We start from the raw sequence: 17,412 nt of genomic DNA, 5'->3' as shown, positions 1-17,412 counted from the left end.
GCGCTTGGCACGATTGGGGACGCCACAACGACGGCGGTGTTCTCGCCTCCGAACCGGTCTCCGACACCATGGGTCAGGAACACGAGCATGTCTTCGTCAGGGGCACTGACAACAACGTCTGGTCGAAGGCGTGGAGCCTGGTCCCGACAGTTATCCTCCACCTGAAGATCCTGACCGCCCCCACGAGCTTCACCGTCGACCAAATGGTCCAGGCCATGCGGACGGTCTACGCCAGCCGGGGTATCAATGTTGCAGTGGGTTCCACCGAGAACCTGAACCTCCCGTTGCTCACGGACCTGGATGTGGGCGGGTGCACCATGGGTTCGACTACCGCCGAGCAGAACCAGCTTTATGGAAACCGGGCCAATGTCGGCACCAACCACGTCGCCGTCTATTTCGTCAGAAGCACCAATCCGCCCCTGAACGGGTGCGCGGCCTTCCCCGCTGGCCGGCCAAGCTGCGCCGTGTCCTCCACAGCCAGCAGCTGGACTCTTGGCCACGAGGTGGGGCACGTGCTGGGACTGCCCCACGTCACGCCGACCGACCGGTTGATGATGGGTGGCGGCACCTGGAACATCACCAATCCACCGCCTGACCTCAACGGGGCGGAAACCACTACGCTGGTCAACAGCGCACTAACAGTGAACGTTTAGGAGAGCGCCATGTCAGTGACCATGGAGGATGTCCGTTCAGCCCTCGATCCGGATGAGGTGGACTATCCCGAAGCGTCGAGGCTTGGCCCAGATGCACTTCCGCATCTGCTGACCCTGGTCCGCGAGGCTGAACCCGGACTTGCTGCCAAGGCCGCCTACCTTGCCGGAGCGATAGAAAGCGATCAATCCGAGGAGGTCGTTGCTGCCGCGGCGGTGAACGACGACGCCCGGGTGCGGGTGGCAGCTGCGCAGGCAGCAGCGATGCTACCGGCAGAGTCGGCCAGCAGGGTGTTGGGCTCTCTCATGCTCGATGACGATCAGGGGGTGCAGAAGCTCGCTCTTCGGTCCGTGTCTGCCGGACTCTCCCCCGAGGTGCGCGACAAGGTGGCCGAGGTGTCCGAAAGTGCGCAGGATCCCGCGCTCCGGGAGATTGCCACTGAAGCACTCGGCCGCATGTAGCAGACCTGTTGGCGACTACCCGTCAAACGGGGGCTGTGGGAGTATCGGCAGATGGAGCAGTACCTGTGGGTTTTGACGAAGAAGCAGCTTGATCTCATCCGGGAGCTGGAGCCCGAACGGCTGGCAGCTCTTGACGAGGACGGACTCCTGGCGCTTCACAAGCGGATCCGGCGTGCACGCAATAAGTACACCACTAACTACCGCCGGAAAGCGGCAGGGAAAGTTGTCGAATCCGGTGGCCGGGGGAAAGCCTCCAAACGGTCCGACAAGGCACGCGCGCGAGCTTACGTGTTCGAGGAGGCGTTGTCGTTGGTCAGCGCCGAGCTCACCACTGTTGCGCATGTTGCCGCCGAGGAGCTCAAGCTCGAACGCCTGGAGCGGGCACGGAAGGGTAAGTCGGCGGGGCCGCAGTCGGCGCCTGATAGTGCTCCGGCTGTCGACGGCCCGGGGCGCGCCCGCTCCCATCAAAGAACCACTGGCGGGGTCAAGCGTGACGCCTCAAGCCGCTCCCTGGGGGCCCGACGCCAGGCGAAACGCGATAGCCGCTAGCTACCAACCAGGACGGCTCGCAACGGCGGAAGCGCCTCGAACGCTGGCTTCGCGAACCAGTAGCCCTGGAACAGACCAATTCCGGCAGCCTTCAGTGCGAGGTATTCCGCTTCGGTTTCAATACCCTCGGCGAGGACAGTGATGCCGAGCTTGGCTGCCATATCGACGATTCCGGCGACGACGGTCTGGCGCGCCGGGCTCGTGTCGATTCCGCGGATCAGCAGCATGTCGATCTTGATCAGGTCGGGCTGAAAATCGACCAGCAATCCCAGCCCCGCGTGACCGGCACCAAAGTCGTCGATGGCGGTGGTGAAGCCGTGCTTGCGGTATTCGGTGATGATGTTCGTGAGGTGGCCGGTGTCGGACACCTCCTCGTTCTCGGTGAACTCGAACATGATTGCCGACGTCGGGAACCTGAAGCGGGCGGCGGCCTGCAGCGTCGCCCGAAGGCAGGCGGCAGGCTCGTAGACGGCGTTGGGCATAAAGTTGATGGAGAGCTTCAGCTCCTCATCCGCGGGGAACAGTCGTGAGGCCAGTTCGATGGCTTTAACCCGGCAGTCCTGGTCGAAGCGGTACTTCTGTTCCGGGGACACCCTGGACAGGACGTCGTAGGCACCTTCGCCAGCGAAGCCCCTGACCAGCGCCTCGTAGCCCCACACGCGTCCGGCGACGGCGTCGTAGATCGGCTGGAAGGCCATGCTGAAGTCGAAATCCAATTTTGACGAAGTTCTGCAGCCGTCACATGCCATGGGGATCCTCTCGGGTGTTAGGTCTACGGTATGTCACGGGGAGAGGATTTGGGTCGGTTCCGGTGTGTCGGAGCGGGCGCAGGTCTTCACTTGCCTGGCGATGCTGCCGGCCATAGGTGATGGAAGTGGTTGATCGGCCCGCTACCTTCACCGACCTGTAAGTCGTCGGCGTAGGTCAAAGCCCCCTGCAGCCACTCCTTCACCTCACTGATGGCGGTACCCCAGTCCCCCGTGCGCGCCATGACTGTCGCAACGGCAGCGGACAGCGAACACCCTGTTCCATGGGTGTTGCTCGTGGAGACTCGGGGCGCGTGGAACTCCTGAAAGGTTTCCTCCGCCGATCCCGTCATATCCACCAGGGCATCCGGGCTCGAATCCGTGAGTAGGTGCCCGCCCTTGACGAGGACAGCCGTTGCTGCGCCGGCAGAGAGCCTCCGCGCCTGGTCCAGTGCTTCCGGCCAGCGCGTGGCAGTTGGCGCGCCCACCAGCACCGCCAGCTCGGGCAGGTTCGGTGTCACCAGGCTCACCGTCTCCACCAGGTCCCGCATGGATGCTTCAGCCGAGCCAGCCAATAGTCTGTCGCCGCTGGTGGCGATCATGACGGGATCAAGCACCACCAGCTGTGGGTGAACCCGCAGAAGCCACTCATGGACAACTTCGATGGTGGCCGCGTCGCCGAGCATCCCGATCTTCACGGCGTCGATGGTCACGTCGTCACTCACTGCATCCAGCTGATCACGCAGAAACCCGGCCGGTGGGGTGTGCACCGAGCGGACGCCCCTCGTGTTCTGCGCGACAAGCGCTGTGACGACAGCCATCCCGTAACCACCCATCGCGGCAATACTCTTCAGATCGGCATGAATGCCCGCCCCGCCCGTGGGATCCGTTCCGGCGATGCTGAGAATGCGGGGGATCCGGCGGAGGGCCAGTGGTTCTAGGAGCGCCATTGGCCAGCCAATTCCCTTGCCGCTGCCTCCGGATCGGCCGACGCGCAGACGGCTGAGACGACGGCGACCCCTGAAGCCCGGGCGTCGCGGAGCGGCCGCACATCTGATACCCCGATCCCGCCTATTGCCACACATGGCAAAGAGCTTCCGGACGCCAGAGCCCCGAATCCTTCAATTCCCAAAGGCTCTGGATGATCGGCTTTGGTGGCCGTTGCATGGATGGCACCGACCCCCAGATAGTCCACTGTCCCAGCTGGCAGATTGTGGGCGGTCCCTATTTCGCTGGCATTAGCAGCGCTGAGGCCCACGATCGCACCCGGTCCGACGATTGACCGCACCAACTGGACGGGCAGGTCGGATTGACCAACGTGCACCCCGGCCACCTGCGCCCCGTGGACACGAGCAGCCAGGAAGACATCAACACGGTCATCGACCAGCACAGGGACGGTCGATCCGACCGCTTCGGCAACTGCGAGAAGTAACTGGAGCAGTGTCTTGGTCGACGCGTTCTTGTCGCGCACCTGAACCATTGTCGCGCCGCCGGCCACCGCAGCTGCAACAACCTCAGCTACCGGCGTCGGTTGGCACAAGCCAGTGTCAGTCACCAGGTAGAGGGATAGATGGTCCCGAAGAGTCACGGAGTCGTTCCATCGACTCATCGCGCGCTGTCCGATACGCTCACCGCGCGGAGATTCAAACCCGTTGCGACGTCCTCGGGGGTGACGGCCGCCAGCCGGTCGAGGAATTCGACGGCGAAGCTTCCTGGCCCGTGCGCCCGCGCAGCCGCTTGCTCCGCTGCAACTGTGTACACTCCGGTTGCCGCAGTGGCCGCGAGGACAGCGTCGTCGGTCAGGGAGGCGAAGGCAGCCATGACGGCCCCCAGCGCGCAGCCGCCACCCGTCACCTTCGTCAGCAGGGCATTCCCGTTCGCTACGACGACGGCATCCCCCTCCGGGCCAACCACGAAATCGTGGGCGCCTGAAATGGCCACCGCCGACGACGTCGACTGCGCGAGTGCCCGGGCCGCGTCCCGGGCATCCAGCGGATCGTCGGTGGAATCGACTCCGCGGCCGCCGGAGCCAGCACCCGCCAGCGCGAGGATCTCGGAGGCATTCCCCCGGATAATCCGCGGATTTCGTGCCGTCAGCGCATCGGCAAGCTCAGTTCGGACAGAGAGGAATCCGACGGCCACCGGGTCCAGCACCCACGGCGTTCCGGCGGCATTCGCGGCAACCACGGCTTCGGTCATCGCCGTCTGCTGGTCCCTGTGGGGGGTCCCCAGATTGATAAGGATCCCCGACGCGACGGAGGCGAACTGGCTGGCTTCCGCAGGAACATCCACCATGGCGGGCGCAGCACCCACGGCGAGAAGGACGTTGGCGGTGAAGTTGGTCACCACGGCGTTGGTCAGACACTGGACCAACGGAGATTCTTTCCGCAGCTCGGCGAGGAGTTGGGCACAATCAGATGATGCATGACGAACAGTCATCCACGACATCCCTTCGCTAGTTCGAACTAGATCAGGTTCAACGGGTGTAGATTCTCAGCTGCTCCTGATGAGCAGCACCCCGTGCCATGGTCACCACCCTAACCGCTCCGCCCCGAACCTCCACAAATTCGCCTCCTGGCCTATCAGGTAGCGCTGCGGCCTACTCCGTGGTTACTGTATGGGGAGCGACACGGGGTGCCGGTTTGATGCTGGCTGAGATGACACCCGTTGAACCTGATCCAGTTCGAACTGGCGAAGGGATGTCCATCAGGCCTTTTTGGTCAGTTCATGCGTCTTTTCGCCCCAATTTCACACAATGTCAGATGGGGTAATCCATGCAACTCACCGAACAAATTGTCCTGGTTACCGGAGGCGGTCGGGGCCTGGGCCGCAGCATCGTCGAGGCATTCTCGGCTGAAGGCTCCCGCGTAGTCATCAACTACCGGACCAGCGCAGACCGGGCCCACGAGCTCGCCGCCCAGATCGGTCCGGCACGGGCGTGGGCTGGAGCCGCGGATGTGACTGACCCTTTGCAGGTCGGCGACCTGCTCGAACGGGCGCGCGAGCACTTCGGAGCCCCAGTCACCACTGTGGTGAACAACGCGCTGGCATCATTCACTTTCAATGGCGACGCGCGCTCCACCGCAGCGGAGATCAGTTGGGACGAGTTCAGCTCCCAGTTCGCCGGCAGCGTCAGGGCCGGGATCAACACCACACAGGCAGCACTTCCGGGAATGCGCCAGCATCAATTCGGGCGCATCATCAACATCGGCACTAACCTGTTCCAGAACCCTGTGGTGCCGTATCACGACTACACCGCGGCGAAGGCGGCGCTCCTATCGCTGACCCGAACCTTGGCGAAAGACCTCGGACCCCAGAACATCACAGTCAATATGGTCTCCGGGGGCCTGCTGCGCACCACTGACGCCAGCGCCGCGACCCCTGAGGAGGTCTTCGATTTCATCGCAGCATCAACACCGCTGGGGCGGGTGACCACGCCGCAGGAGTTCGCCGCCGCTGTTCTCTTCTTCGCCTCGCCCTGGGCCCGATCCGTGACCGGACAGAATCTGGTGGTTGATGGCGGGCTGGTCATGGATTGACCACTGCCCTGCTCAGTCCTGGTTCCTCGGTGCCCGGTCAGGCGTCAGTCGGCCGGCCTAGGCGGCGCGGGGGAAGATGCGGTCGAGTTCCTGCAGCTCCGTTTCTGACGGCACCCAGCACACGGCTTGGGCATTCTGCTCGATCTGTTCCGGTTTGGTGGCGCCGGCGATGACCGAGGCGACTGACGGCTGGGCGGCCAGCCAGGAGAAAGCCACCTGCAGCTCGGTCAGGTCCCGGGCCCTCGCGAAAGCTCCGAAGTCGGCGAGCTGGTCCCAGTCGGCGCCGTCCAGCAGGTTGGTGCGGGAGTGGGTGAGTCTGCTGCCCGCGGGAACCTTTGAGGCACTGTACTTGCCGGTCAGCAGGCCGTTGGCGAGGGGGAAGAAGGGGAGCATGCCGATCCCGTAGGCCTCGGCTGCGGGGACCACCTCGGCTTCGATCTTGCGCTCGAGGAGGTTCCAGTGGTTCTGGGCGGAAATGAAGGGGGTGTATCCGCCGAGCTGGGCCACGAACTCGGCCTCGGCAATCTGCCAGCCAGCCCGGTTGGAGTGGCCGATGTACCTGACCTTGCCACTGGTGACGAGGGCGTCCAGCGCCGAAAGGGTCTCGTCGATGGGCGTCAGCGGGTCCGGGGCGTGGAACTGGTACAGGTCGATCCAGTCGGTGCCCAGGCGCCGCAGTGACGCGTCGACGGCCTTCATGATGTAGCGGCGCGATCCGCGCGCACCCCAATCCGGACCGTTGGCGCCCTTGAGGTCCAGCCCGAACTTGGTGGCGATGAGCACGTCGTCGCGGTTCTTGACGAGGGCCTTGCCCAGCATCTCCTCGCTCAGACCGGGAGTTTTCCCGTAGGAATCGGCCACGTCGAAGAAGTTGATTCCCGCATCGATGGCCGCTCCGATGACGGCGTTGGTACCACGCTGCGTCTCGGTGGGCGTTCCGGCGCGGCCCAGGTTGTTGCACCCGAGCCCTACCACTGAAACGTTCAGTCCGGAGTTGCCAAGTCTGCGATATTCAGTCATGGGACTACGCTACAACATCGGTTACCCGAGGCACCTTCCGGCGCCCCGGGTAGAATCCGGTGAGTTGGTGCTCAGGCGAACCAGATACCCATTTCGCGCTCGGCCGATTCAGCCGAGTCCGAACCATGGACCAGGTTCTGCTGCACCTTCAGGCCCCAGTCCCGGCCCAGATCGCCACGGATGGTACCGGGAGCGGCGGCCGTAGGCTCGGTGGCGCCGGCGAGAGACCGGAACCCCTCGATGACCCGCTCGCCCTCGAAGATGGCAGCGACGATGGGGCCGCTGAGCATGAACTCAACGAGTGGTTCGAAGAAGGGCTTGCCGACGTGCTCCTCGTAGTGCTCTTCGAGCATCGCGCGGGTGGCCGAAACCATCTTCAGATCAACCAGGGTGTAGCCCTTGGCTTCAACCCGGGACAGGATGGTCCCGGACAAAGCGCGGGACACGCCGTCGGGCTTGATCAGTACAAGAGTGCGTTCAGCGCTCACAGAAGTCCTCCAAAGTGTTGGGTATGGCCAGTGGAACTCTACTAAACATTAGGTCCGGACTCTGACCCGCCCTCGGGGTTCGCCCGTTCCCATTCGGCTTGCTGGCGGTCACGTTCGACGTTTTCCGCGTCCAGCCGGATCCCGGTACGGATTCCGTACAGCCAGGTCAGGGCGAACAACACACCGATCAGGAACATGGTGGGTTCGATGAACCCGGTGGCAATGATGACCAGCTGCAGCACCCAGCCGATGGCGATGCCGTACGGCTTGGTCAGGAACGCACACGCCCCCACCAGCGCCAACGCCAGCACCAGGCCGACCGAAAGAATCAGGGCGGGTGGAATGGTATCGCGCAGCAGTCCGAAGGCGGCGAGGGTGGCAAACAGCACCACCAGTGCTTCGAGGGTGAGGACCACCGAGGCGAACGTGACCTTGATGGACCGGCGCTTCTTCGGCATGCCCGGTCGCCATTCCCGCTGCGCCTTGGTCATACGGCGCTTCCGGTTTTGCTCCATGTGCACTCCCCTACTTGCCCAGCAGGGTGCGGGCCTCCCCCACCACCGTGATGGAACCGGTGATGAGGATGCCCCCTGCGAGGTCGTTGTTTTCCTCGGCCTTCATGACCGCCCACTCAAGGGCGTCGTCGAGCCGTTCGGCGATGTGGATGTTCTCCTCGGCGAACCCGGCCGCGAGTGCATCTTGGAGCAGGTCGGCAGCGGGGATGGCCCGCGGTGAATTCGACTGGGTCAGGCAGACGTCCTCAAGGATGCCGCCCAGTTCCTCATGCAGTTCGGCGAGGATGGCGGCGGCGTCCTTGTCCTGCAGCACACCGATCACGAGGATCAACCGACTGAAGTCGAAGGCTTCCTTGACTGCGGCCGCGGTGGCTTTGGCGCCAGCGGCGTTGTGCGCCGCGTCCACGATGATGCTCGGTGCAGTGCGCACCACCTCGATCCGTCCCGGCGACGTGACCGTCCTCAGTCCTTCGCGCACGACGGCGGCATCGAGTTCACGGGTCCCGCCGCCAATGAATGCCTCGACGGCGGCGACGGCGACTGCTGCGTTCTGCGCCTGGTGCGCCCCGTGCAGGGGTAGCAGCAGTTCCTCGTATCTGCCAGCAATCCCGTTGATGGAGAGCACCTGGCCGCCGACGCCAATAGTCCGGGTTTCGACGCCAAATTCGACGCCCTCGAACCGGAACTCGACCCCTACTTCCCGCGCCCGCTCCAGCAGCACCTGGGCTGCCTCGTGGGGCTGGGCCGCGCTGATCAGGAAGCCGCCCGGTTTGATGATTCCGGATTTTTCCAGGGCAATGTCGTATTCGGTGTCGCCGAGCAGCTCGGTGTGATCCAGGGAGATCGGCGTGACGACGGCTACCTGGCCGTCGCCCACGTTCGTCGCGTCGGTAATGCCGCCAAGCCCCACTTCGATGATGGCGACGTCGACCGGCTCGTCGGCGAAGACCGCGAACGCCAGAACGGTGATGCTCTCGAAGTAGGTCAGCCGGGGGTCCCCCGCCGCCTCCAGTTCACCGTCGATGATTTCCAGGAACGGGCGGATCTCATCCCAGATCCGCACAAAGGTCTCATCGGAGACCGGTTCACCGTCGATGCTGATGCGTTCGGTGACGCTGCTCAGGTGTGGGCTGGTGTACCGGCCGGTGCGCAGCTCATGCGCACGCAGGATGCCCTCGACCATGCGTGCGGTCGAGGTCTTCCCGTTGGTTCCGGTCAGGTGGATGATTGGGTACGCCTTGTTGGGTTCGCCGAGGATCTCCATTGCCCTGAGCATCGGTGCCATCCGGGGTTCCATCTTGTTCTCGGGCGCCCGGCTGAGCAATTCAGCGTAGACGCTCTCGACCGAGAACCTGTCGAACTGGCTCCCTACCGGCGTTGAATCCTCGGCGTCCATCGGTTCCGGGTTCTGCTGGCTCATGAGTGCCTCTCTACTGTGACTGTGAACTCGCCGGCAGCCGGCGGTGCCGCCACGACGTGGAGTTCATTGGTCAGCGTTTCCGCCTTGATGAGTGCTGCGTTGGATGTCAGTGCGTCCACCAGTTCCGGTGCCGCACCCAGGGTGGTGACGATGCGGTCGCTGATGTGCAGGTCGGCGTCGCGGCGGGCCTGCTGGATGGCTCGGATGGCGTCCCGTGCAGCACCCTCGGCGGCGAGCTCAGGGGTGACCACGGTGTCGAGCACCAGGAAACCGCCACCGGGCAGGACCGTGACAGCCTTGCCCGCGTTGTCGCCGTCGTCTGACACCACCGTTTCGAGCGTGTATTCGTGAGGTTCGAGGGCCAGGTCTCCGGCGGTTACAGCGCCATCGGCGCCAACCGACCAGTCGCCGGACTTCGCTGCCTTGATGGCAGCCTGGACGTTCTTGCCCAGCCGCGGGCCGGCGGCCCTGGCGTTCACCACAAGCTTCTGCACAATCCCGAATTCTTCAGGCGAGGCGTCGGCGGCGTCGATCAGCCGGACCTTCTTGATGTTCAGCTCATCGGCGATGATCCCCTGGTACTGGCCGTCCAGGTTCCCGGCTGACGGAGCCACCACGGTGAGGTTGGCGAGCGGCAAGCGGACCCGCAGGTTCGCTGCCTTCCGCAGGCTGGATCCGGTGGAGCAGATCTGGCGGGTGCGTTCCATCCGTTCGACCAGATCAGGTGCCTCGGGGAAGGCCGATGCCTCGGGCCAGTCGGTGAGGTGCACCGAGCGTCCGCCGGTCAGTCCGCGCCAGATTTCCTCGGTGACGAGGGGCAGCAGCGGCGCTGCCGCCCGGCAGACCGCCTCAAGGCAGGTGTAGAGCACGTCGAAGGCGTCGGTGTCCTCGTCGAAGAACCGCTGCCGGCTCCGGCGGACATACCAGTTGGTCAGGGTGTCCAGGTAGCGGCGCAGGGTCTCGCAGGCGTCGCTGATGTTGAAGGCATCGAGGGACGCCGTCATGTCCCGCACCAGGTTTCCGGTGTAGGCGAGGATGTAGCGGTCAACCGGCTCGGCGAGGCGTTCCGCCTGCTCCGGGCCGACCGTCTTCGCTTCGTATCCGGTGCCGCCAGCGGCGGCGTTCGTGTAGAGGCTAAAGAAGTGCCAGACGTTCCAGAGCGGAAGGATGACCTGCCGGACGCCGTCGCGGATGCCCTGCTCGGTGACGATCAGGTTGCCGCCGCGCAGCACCGGGGAGGACATGAGGAACCAACGCATCGCATCGGCGCCGTCACGGTCCAGAACCTCGGTGACGTCCGGGTAGTTGCCCAGGCTCTTCGATGCCTTCTGCCCGTCGTCGCCCAGGACGATGCCGTGGCTGATGACGTTCCGGAAGGCCGGCCGGTCAAACAGGGCCGTGGAGAGGACGTGCAGCATGTAGAACCAGCCGCGGGTCTGCCCGATGTACTCGACGATGAAGTCAGCCGGGTTGTGCGACTCGAACCAGTCCTGGTTCTCCATCGGGTAGTGCACCTGGGCGAACGGCATGGAGCCGGAGTCGAACCAGACGTCCAGGACGTCCTCGACCCGGCGCATGGTGGACTGACCCTCCGCCGGGGTGCGGGGGTCGTCGGGGTTGGGCCGGGTCAGCTCGTCGATGAACGGGCGGTGCAGGTCCGGCTCGCCAGCCTTGTTCAGGGGCAGCCGGCCGAAGTCGGCCTGGATCTCGGCGAGTGAGCCGTACACGTCGGTGCGCGGGTACGCGGGGTCGTCGGACTGCCAGACCGGGATGGGGCTCCCCCAGTACCGGTTCCGGCTGATCGACCAGTCCCGGGCATTGGCGAGCCACTTGCCGAACTGTCCGTCTTTCACGTTCTCGGGGATCCAGTTGATGCCCTGGTTCAGGTCCACCATCCGGTCCTTGATCTTGGTGACCTCAACAAACCAGGACGACACGGCGCGGTAGATCAGCGGGTTGCGGCACCGCCAGCAGTGCGGGTAGCTGTGCACGTAGCTGGCCTGGCGGACCAGTCGACCGCTGTCTTTCAGCACCCGGGTGATGGGCTTGTTGGCGTCGAAAACCTGCAGGCCTACGATGTCGGCGAGGGGCCCGTGCCCGTACATCGGCAGGAAGCGCGCGCCTTCATCGACGGAGAGGATGACCTGGATCCCGGCCTCCTCGCAGATCTTCTGGTCCTCCTCGCCGTAGGCGGGCGACTGGTGCACGATGCCGGTGCCGTCGGTGGTGGTGACGTAGTCGGCGACGAGGAAGCGGAAGGCGTTGCGGTAGCCGCCCTGCTCAGGGTCGGCGAGGTAATCCCACAGCGGTTCGTAGGTCAGATCGGCAAGCTCGGCGCCCTGCAGGGAACGCTCGACGGCGGCGGTCGCCTCCTTCGCTGAGGCGTAGCCGAGGTCCTTGGCGTAGTTGCCCAGCAGGTCGGCAGCGATGAGGAACCGGCGGTCGTCGTCGGCGAGCGACTCCCCGGCGGGCACCACAGAGTAGGTGATATCAGGCCCGACGGCGAGGGCCGCGTTGGTGGGCAGGGTCCAGGGCGTGGTGGTCCAGGCGAGGGCCTGCACGCCGGCGAGCTCCTGGGACAGCGCTGTGGAACCGGCGAGGATGGGGAACGTCACCGTGACGGTCTGGTCCTGGCGGTCCTGGTAGACGTCGTCGTCCATCCGCAGCTCGTGGTTCGACAGCGGCGTTTCGTCGTTCCAGCAGTAGGGCAGGACCCGGTAGCCGTTGTAGGTGAGCCCTTTGTCGTACAGGTTTTTGAATGCCCAGATGACCGATTCCATATAGTCGACGTTGAGCGTCTTGTAGTCGTTGTCGAAGTCCACCCAGCGGGCCTGGCGGGTGACGTAGTCCTGCCACTCCCGCGCGTACTTCATCACCGAGGACCGGCAGGCGTCGTTGAACTTGTCGATGCCCATGGCTTCGATCTGCGCCTTGTCGCTCATGCCGAGCTGCTTCATGGCCTCAAGCTCGGCGGGCAGCCCGTGGGTGTCCCACCCGAACCGGCGCTCGACCCGGTGGCCGCGCTGCGTCTGGTAGCGGCCCACCAGGTCCTTGGCGTAGCCAGTCAACAGGTGCCCGTAGTGGGGCAGCCCGTTGGCGAAGGGAGGTCCATCGTAGAAGACGAACTCGTTGGAGCCGTTCTCGCCATCGGGGAGGTCCGCGCTGCGAGCGTCGATTGATGCCTGGAAGGTGCCATCGGCGTCCCAATATTTGAGGATGCGCTCCTCGATCTCCGGGAAGCGGGGGGACGCGGAAGAGGAAACTGAAGCGTCAGCGGCACTGTCAAGGCTGGTGGCCTTGGGGTAGATCTGTGGCATGTTGTTCATCCTGTAGGCAAGGTGTGGTTCAGTTACCTGCGAGGACGTGTTCAACGGCTAGCCCATCCTGCAACCAGCACGCCCAACCCGCGGTACCACCTCACTTGCCGCCAGCGAGAAGTATCCTCGCGGCTGCCACTTCGTGACCGCTGTGACGGGCTTACCCGTCCGGTTCTACTGACCCGCCGTGCATCTGACCTGGTTAGCTGCCAGGTGCGCGGAGGGTGTTCTTCCGGAAGCTCACCGGTGATGCCGGGTCAAAGCTGCTGTCAGTAGTCTAACCGATTTGTCCTACTGTTTCCGGATCACCTTGTGGGCTGCGGCCTGCGCCAGCGGCCGGACCACAATCTCGTCGAGGTTCACATGGTGGGGCACTGTGACGGCGTAGGCGACGATATCGGCGACATCCTCGCTGGTCAGCGGCTTCTCGACGCCGTCGTACACCTTTGATGCGGCGTCAGCGCTGCCCAGCCGGTTGAGGGAGAACTCCTCGGTGTGCACCATTCCGGGGAGTACCTCGATGACGCGGACGCCGTGCTCGGCCTCTTCCAGCCGGAGCGCACGGGTCATGGCGCGCTGGCCCGCCTTGGCAGCGTTGTAGCCGGCACCGCCCTCGTAGGAGACCATGCCGGCGGTGGAGGTCAGATTGAGGACCGTCCCGCCCCCGGCCTGCGCCCTGAGCATGGGAAGGAACGCTCGGGTCATCTTCATGGTGCCCACGACATTCGCCTGGTACATCCACTCCCAGTCGGCGGTCTTCGCGTCGACCATCCGGTCGGCTCCACGCGCTCCGCCGGCAATGTTGACGAGCGTATCGGCGCCGCCGGCGTCGGCGACGGCCCCGAGGAGGCGCTCGACGTCGTCGTCGGCGGTGATATCGGTGGGGACAGCGATCGCCCCGGTCTCGGCAGCGAGTTCCTCGAGCCTGTCGGCGCGGCGGGCTACAGCGAACACCCGCCACCCCTGGGCTGCAAGGAGACGGACGGTCGCCTGGCCAATGCCGGTGCTCGCACCGGTGACAACTGCTGCGCGCTGCGTGGGGGTCGTTGGTGTGGAAGTCATGGATCCAACTTATCGTGAAACAATTGCCGGTATGGCTGAACACACTCCGGGCACAGACACGCCCGCAACAGTAAATGTCCCTGACAAACCGGTTCTCGAGGGTCTCGAGTCCCGGCTCGCCGCACAGTGGCGGGCGGATGGCACCTACACCTTCGACCCCGAAACCTCCCGGGCGGAGGTGTATTCGATTGATACTCCCCCGCCGACGGCATCCGGCTCCCTGCACGTGGGACACATGTTCTCCTACACCCAGACCGACGTCGTCGCCCGGTATCAGCGGATGCGCGGCAAGAACGTGTTCTACCCGATGGGCTGGGACGACAATGGCCTTCCCACCGAACGCCGCGTCCAGAACTACTACGGGGTCCGCTGCGACCCGTCCGTCCCCTACGACGCGAGCTACACTCCCCCCGCCGAGCCTCCGAAGAACCAGCGCGACTTCGATGCCGTTTCCCGCCGGAACTTCATCGAGCTGTGCGAGGAACTTGCCGTCCAGGATGAGCTGGTCTTCGAGAACCTGTTCAGCACCCTGGGCCTCTCAGTCGACTGGAACCTCACCTACCGCACCATTGACGACACTTCACGGGCCGTCAGCCAGCGGGCTTTCCTCGACAACCTGGCAGCCGGCGACGCGTATCTTGCCGAAGCACCCACCCTCTGGGATGTCACCTTCCGCACCGCCGTGGCGCAGGCGGAACTGGAAGACCGGGAGCAGCCGGGGGCCTACCACCGCATCGCCTTCCATACCCCTGACGGGGAGAAGGTCTTCATCGAATCGACCCGCCCCGAGTTGCTTCCCGCCTGCGTGGCGCTGGTGGCCAACCCCGACGACGAGCGGTACCAGCACCTGTTCGGCACCACCGTCACGTCGCCGCTGTTTGACGTCGAGGTGGAAATCAAGGCGCACCCCCTGGCGAAGCCCGACAAGGGCACCGGCATCGCGATGATCTGTACGTTCGGTGACCTCACTGACGTTATCTGGTGGCGGGAACTGCAGTTGCCGACCCGCGCGATCGTAGGCCGCGACGGGCGCATCCGGTCGGAGACCCCTGAGTGGATCAGCACCGAGAAGGCGCAGGAAAACTACTCGACGATCGCCGGAAAGACAGTCTTCAGCGCCAAAGAGGGTGTTGTCACACTGCTCCGCGCCAGCGGTGAACTGGAAGGTGAGCCGAAGAAGGTGGTCCACCCGGTCAACTTCTACGAGAAGGGCGACAAGCCCCTTGAGGTAGTCACGAGCCGCCAGTGGTACCTCCGCAACGGTGGCAGGGACGAGGCCAAGCGCGAGAAACTGATCCAGCGCGGTCGGGAGATCGATTTCCACCCCGCGTTCATGCGGTCGCGGTACGAGAACTGGATCGAAGGACTCAACGGCGACTGGCTGGTCTCCCGGCAGCGCTTCTTCGGCGTACCGATTCCCGTCTGGTACCGCCTGGACGCCGATGGCGAGCCTGACTACGAGTCCCCCATCGTGCCCCCGCACGAATCCCTGCCCGTGGATCCCGCGGCAGAGCCTGCCCCGGGCTATGAGGAAGGCGCCCGCAACCAGCCGGGCGGGTTCGTCGGAGAGAACGACGTGCTGGACACCTGGGCCACCTCGTCACTGACCCCACAGATTGTGGGCGGCTGGCCGAAGAACCCCGACCTTTTTGCCAAGGTCTTCCCCTTCGACCTCCGCCCCCAGGGCCACGACATCATCAGGACCTGGCTGTTCTCCAGCGCCGTCCGCGCCGACTCGCTGCAGGATTCGGCGCCGTGGCGCCACGCGGCACTGTCCGGCTGGATCCTCGATCCGGACCGCAAGAAGATGTCCAAGTCCAAGGGCAACGTGGTGGTCCCCACCGACGTACTCGAGGAGTTCGGCGCAGACGCCGTCAGATACTGGGCCGCCTCGGCCAAACTGGGTGCGGATACGGCCTACGAGATCGCTCAGATGAAGATCGGGCGCAGGTTGGCCATCAAGCTGCTGAACGCGTCGAAGTTTGTGCTGAACCTCGGTGCCACTGAGCACACGGTCCTGACCGATGACACCTCGGTGGTCACGAACCAGCTGGACCTGTCCCTCCTGGCCCAGCTTGCTCAGGTGATCGATGCGTCGACTGCCGCGTTCGAGAAGTACGACTACGCCCGGGCACTGCAGCTGAGCGAGACGTTCTTCTGGTCCTTCACCGACGATTACGTGGAGCTGATCAAGGACCGCGCCTACGGTGCGGCCGGTGAGGCCGAGCAGGCTTCGGTGCTCGCCACGTTGGCGACGACGCTTGACGCGATGCTGCGGATGTTCGCTCCGTTCCTGCCCTTCGCCACTGAAGAGGTGTGGAGCTGGTGGCGCACCGGTTCGGTCCACCGGACCCAATGGCCGACGTCGGCACATCTCGCCGGGACCATCCGCACCGCCGACACCGGTGTCCTTGGCACCGTTGCACTGGCTCTCGGTGGCATCCGACGGTCGAAGTCCGAGGCAAAGGTGAAGCAGCGCACCGAGGTCCTCAGCGCCGTCGTGAATGGCTCGGCGGCGCAGTTGCGTCAGCTCAATGCCGGGCTTAACGACCTCCTCGCCGCAGGCAACGTGCGCGAGTTGCGGATGGCTGAGGCCGAAGGTGAGCTCTCGGTGTTCGAGGTAGAGCTGGCCCCCGTCGAGGTAGTTTAGCCAAGAAAAGCGGAGAGGGCCCCGCAGACCGATTGGTCTGCGGGGCCTCTGACGGCTAGCGGAGGCTACTCATCACGGCGATGTCCTGATATGCAACCTGCTGAACGCACTTCTGGTGAGCCTCCTACCTGTAGCCCACCTGTAGCGTGCGTGCGTCACGGTTGACAGCGAGATCGCCTGGTCGAAGCCGAACGGGATTCACGGATGGACGAGGGGAGGCCACCCCGGGCGTGGTTGAACTCGGTTTGCCTAGCTGGGGCACCGCCCTGGCTTCCCCACTTCGTGGCCGGCGCAGCATTGCATCAATCCGTGCCCTCAGCTCGCGTGGGCTGAACGGCTTGGTCAGATAGTCGTCGGCTCCTGAGTGAAGTGCGGTCAAAATATCCGTCTCCTCCGCCAGGCTGCTGACCATCGCCACGTAACAGTGGCTGAATTCGCGCATGCGCCGGAGTACTTCGTATCCATCGATGTCCGGGAGCTCCACGCTGAGAGTGACCAGCACCGGCGTATTGCTGCGGACCAGTTCCACGCCCTGACGCCCCGTCGCCGACGGATGGACGTCGAATCCAGCGAGGGTCAGCATCGCCGTGATGGCTTCGCGGGTCTCCGGGTCATGGTCGATGACGACGGCTGTGCGCTGTTCGAGGCTGATCTGCGGGGCCTCGGGTTTCGCTTCCGGGTTTCCCGTGCACGGGATGGGTTTCACTTCCGGTTTTCCCGCGCGCGGGTATGACTGTAGTTGCATGGTGGCGCCTTCGTTGTTCGGTAGCCCGGCTGACCGCGTGGGTCCCGTGGCTTTGCGTCCCCGGTTCGCACCGGGTTTGCCGTTATCGATGAGCGGACGGCTCTCGAGTTGACGCCGTATACTCTGACCGTGCACCGAAAGCGCTTGGTCAGATGTTGGCGGTGGGCCTTTCACCAGGTCCGGTAGTCATCCTGCGAAAAGGACGACTACCGGAAAAGGATTCGGGCCCGCATATCACGTGTCTACATT

16 protein-coding genes and 3 riboswitches are annotated in these 17,412 nt (G+C 64.6%); of the genes, 5 read left to right on the top strand and 11 right to left on the bottom strand.

The window, feature by feature from the left end:
• From HMI57_RS16445 to HMI57_RS16435, 3 genes are all read left to right on the top strand, one after another.
• Positions 1–653, top strand: a 653-nt coding sequence (locus HMI57_RS16445; RefSeq protein WP_216607618.1) for a hypothetical protein, incomplete at its 5' end; no start/stop codon positions are given.
• A gap of 9 nt (positions 654–662) precedes the next feature.
• Positions 663–1,112 carry a hypothetical protein gene (locus HMI57_RS16440; RefSeq protein ID WP_171587083.1) on the top strand — a complete coding sequence of 150 codons (450 nt, stop codon included), beginning with the start codon at positions 663–665 and terminating at the stop codon, positions 1,110–1,112.
• Positions 1,113–1,163: 51 nt separating this feature from the next.
• On the top strand, positions 1,164–1,661 hold the full coding sequence (locus tag HMI57_RS16435) for a hypothetical protein (RefSeq protein ID WP_171587082.1): 498 nt from the start codon (positions 1,164–1,166) through the stop codon (positions 1,659–1,661).
• On the opposite strand, the gene HMI57_RS16430 is transcribed toward HMI57_RS16435, so the two are convergent.
• From HMI57_RS16430 to thiM, 4 genes are all read right to left on the bottom strand, one after another.
• Entirely contained in the window at positions 1,658–2,359 is a 702-nt protein-coding gene (locus HMI57_RS16430; RefSeq protein WP_228721166.1) for an EAL domain-containing protein, read from the bottom strand. The genes HMI57_RS16435 and HMI57_RS16430 overlap by 4 nt on opposite strands.
• Before the next feature lie 137 nt (positions 2,360–2,496).
• Entirely contained in the window at positions 2,497–3,357 is an 861-nt protein-coding gene (thiD, locus tag HMI57_RS16425) for a bifunctional hydroxymethylpyrimidine kinase/phosphomethylpyrimidine kinase (protein ID WP_171587080.1), read from the bottom strand.
• Positions 3,345–3,995, bottom strand: a complete 651-nt coding sequence (gene thiE, locus HMI57_RS16420; protein ID WP_346655244.1) for a thiamine phosphate synthase — start codon at positions 3,993–3,995, stop codon at positions 3,345–3,347. Before thiE ends, thiD begins: the two co-directional genes overlap by 13 nt.
• A gap of 17 nt (positions 3,996–4,012) precedes the next feature.
• Positions 4,013–4,846, bottom strand: a complete 834-nt coding sequence (thiM, locus tag HMI57_RS16415; protein WP_228721165.1) for a hydroxyethylthiazole kinase — start codon at positions 4,844–4,846, stop codon at positions 4,013–4,015.
• Positions 4,838–4,938, bottom strand: a riboswitch (TPP riboswitch). It overlaps the preceding gene by 9 nt.
• Before the next feature lie 89 nt (positions 4,939–5,027).
• Positions 5,028–5,124, top strand: a riboswitch (TPP riboswitch).
• A 57-nt stretch (positions 5,125–5,181) separates the two neighbouring features.
• On the opposite strand from thiM, the gene HMI57_RS16410 reads away from it, so the two are divergent.
• Complete coding sequence (locus HMI57_RS16410; protein ID WP_171587077.1) at positions 5,182–5,946, top strand: 3-oxoacyl-ACP reductase; 765 nt, start codon at positions 5,182–5,184, stop codon at positions 5,944–5,946.
• A 57-nt stretch (positions 5,947–6,003) separates the two neighbouring features.
• Here HMI57_RS16410 and HMI57_RS16405 read toward each other — a convergent pair whose 3' ends face one another.
• From HMI57_RS16405 to HMI57_RS16380, 6 genes are all read right to left on the bottom strand, one after another.
• Entirely contained in the window at positions 6,004–6,966 is a 963-nt protein-coding gene (locus tag HMI57_RS16405) for an aldo/keto reductase (RefSeq protein ID WP_171587076.1), read from the bottom strand.
• A 71-nt stretch (positions 6,967–7,037) separates the two neighbouring features.
• On the bottom strand, positions 7,038–7,454 hold the full coding sequence (gene ndk / locus HMI57_RS16400; RefSeq protein ID WP_171587075.1) for a nucleoside-diphosphate kinase: 417 nt from the start codon (positions 7,452–7,454) through the stop codon (positions 7,038–7,040).
• 41 nt (positions 7,455–7,495) lie between these two features.
• Positions 7,496–7,969 carry a DUF4233 domain-containing protein gene (locus HMI57_RS16395; protein WP_225668054.1) on the bottom strand — a complete coding sequence of 158 codons (474 nt, stop codon included), beginning with the start codon at positions 7,967–7,969 and terminating at the stop codon, positions 7,496–7,498.
• Positions 7,970–7,979: 10 nt separating this feature from the next.
• Positions 7,980–9,365, bottom strand: a complete 1,386-nt coding sequence (locus tag HMI57_RS16390) for a Mur ligase family protein (protein WP_171587088.1) — start codon at positions 9,363–9,365, stop codon at positions 7,980–7,982.
• A gap of 20 nt (positions 9,366–9,385) precedes the next feature.
• Positions 9,386–12,715 (bottom strand): isoleucine--tRNA ligase, encoded by a 3,330-nt coding sequence (gene ileS / locus HMI57_RS16385; protein WP_171587074.1) that lies wholly within the window; start codon positions 12,713–12,715, stop codon positions 9,386–9,388.
• Positions 12,716–12,997: 282 nt separating this feature from the next.
• A complete protein-coding gene (locus tag HMI57_RS16380) occupies positions 12,998–13,768 on the bottom strand; it encodes an SDR family oxidoreductase (RefSeq protein ID WP_171587073.1) in 771 nt (256 codons plus the stop codon).
• A 31-nt stretch (positions 13,769–13,799) separates the two neighbouring features.
• On the opposite strand from HMI57_RS16380, the gene valS reads away from it, so the two are divergent.
• On the top strand, positions 13,800–16,418 hold the full coding sequence (gene valS / locus HMI57_RS16375) for a valine--tRNA ligase (protein WP_171587072.1): 2,619 nt from the start codon (positions 13,800–13,802) through the stop codon (positions 16,416–16,418).
• 124 nt (positions 16,419–16,542) lie between these two features.
• Here the strand turns inward: valS and HMI57_RS16370 are convergent, their stop codons facing one another.
• Positions 16,543–17,163 (bottom strand): response regulator transcription factor, encoded by a 621-nt coding sequence (locus HMI57_RS16370; protein WP_171587071.1) that lies wholly within the window; start codon positions 17,161–17,163, stop codon positions 16,543–16,545.
• A 16-nt stretch (positions 17,164–17,179) separates the two neighbouring features.
• Positions 17,180–17,254, bottom strand: a riboswitch (cyclic di-GMP riboswitch).
• Positions 17,255–17,412 lie beyond the last annotated feature (158 nt).

Source organism: Arthrobacter sp. 260 (assembly GCF_013116745.1).
GTDB lineage: Bacteria > Actinomycetota > Actinomycetes > Actinomycetales > Micrococcaceae > Arthrobacter_D.
This window is presented reverse-complemented; position numbering and strand designations above follow the sequence as displayed.

Coding starts and splice junctions, on each gene's coding strand:
- HMI57_RS16440 (WP_171587083.1), top strand. CDS start 663: ATGTCAGTGACCATGGAGGATGTCCGTTCAGCCCTCGATCCGGATGAG.
- HMI57_RS16435 (WP_171587082.1), top strand. CDS start 1,164: ATGGAGCAGTACCTGTGGGTTTTGACGAAGAAGCAGCTTGATCTCATC.
- HMI57_RS16430 (WP_228721166.1), bottom strand. CDS start 2,359: ATGGCCTTCCAGCCGATCTACGACGCCGTCGCCGGACGCGTGTGGGGC.
- thiD (WP_171587080.1), bottom strand. CDS start 3,357: ATGGCGCTCCTAGAACCACTGGCCCTCCGCCGGATCCCCCGCATTCTC.
- thiM (WP_228721165.1), bottom strand. CDS start 4,846: ATGACTGTTCGTCATGCATCATCTGATTGTGCCCAACTCCTCGCCGAG.
- HMI57_RS16410 (WP_171587077.1), top strand. CDS start 5,182: ATGCAACTCACCGAACAAATTGTCCTGGTTACCGGAGGCGGTCGGGGC.
- HMI57_RS16405 (WP_171587076.1), bottom strand. CDS start 6,966: ATGACTGAATATCGCAGACTTGGCAACTCCGGACTGAACGTTTCAGTG.
- HMI57_RS16395 (WP_225668054.1), bottom strand. CDS start 7,969: ATGGAGCAAAACCGGAAGCGCCGTATGACCAAGGCGCAGCGGGAATGG.
- HMI57_RS16390 (WP_171587088.1), bottom strand. CDS start 9,365: ATGGACGCCGAGGATTCAACGCCGGTAGGGAGCCAGTTCGACAGGTTC.
- ileS (WP_171587074.1), bottom strand. CDS start 12,715: ATGAACAACATGCCACAGATCTACCCCAAGGCCACCAGCCTTGACAGT.
- HMI57_RS16380 (WP_171587073.1), bottom strand. CDS start 13,768: ATGACTTCCACACCAACGACCCCCACGCAGCGCGCAGCAGTTGTCACC.
- valS (WP_171587072.1), top strand. CDS start 13,800: ATGGCTGAACACACTCCGGGCACAGACACGCCCGCAACAGTAAATGTC.
- HMI57_RS16370 (WP_171587071.1), bottom strand. CDS start 17,163: ATGCAACTACAGTCATACCCGCGCGCGGGAAAACCGGAAGTGAAACCC.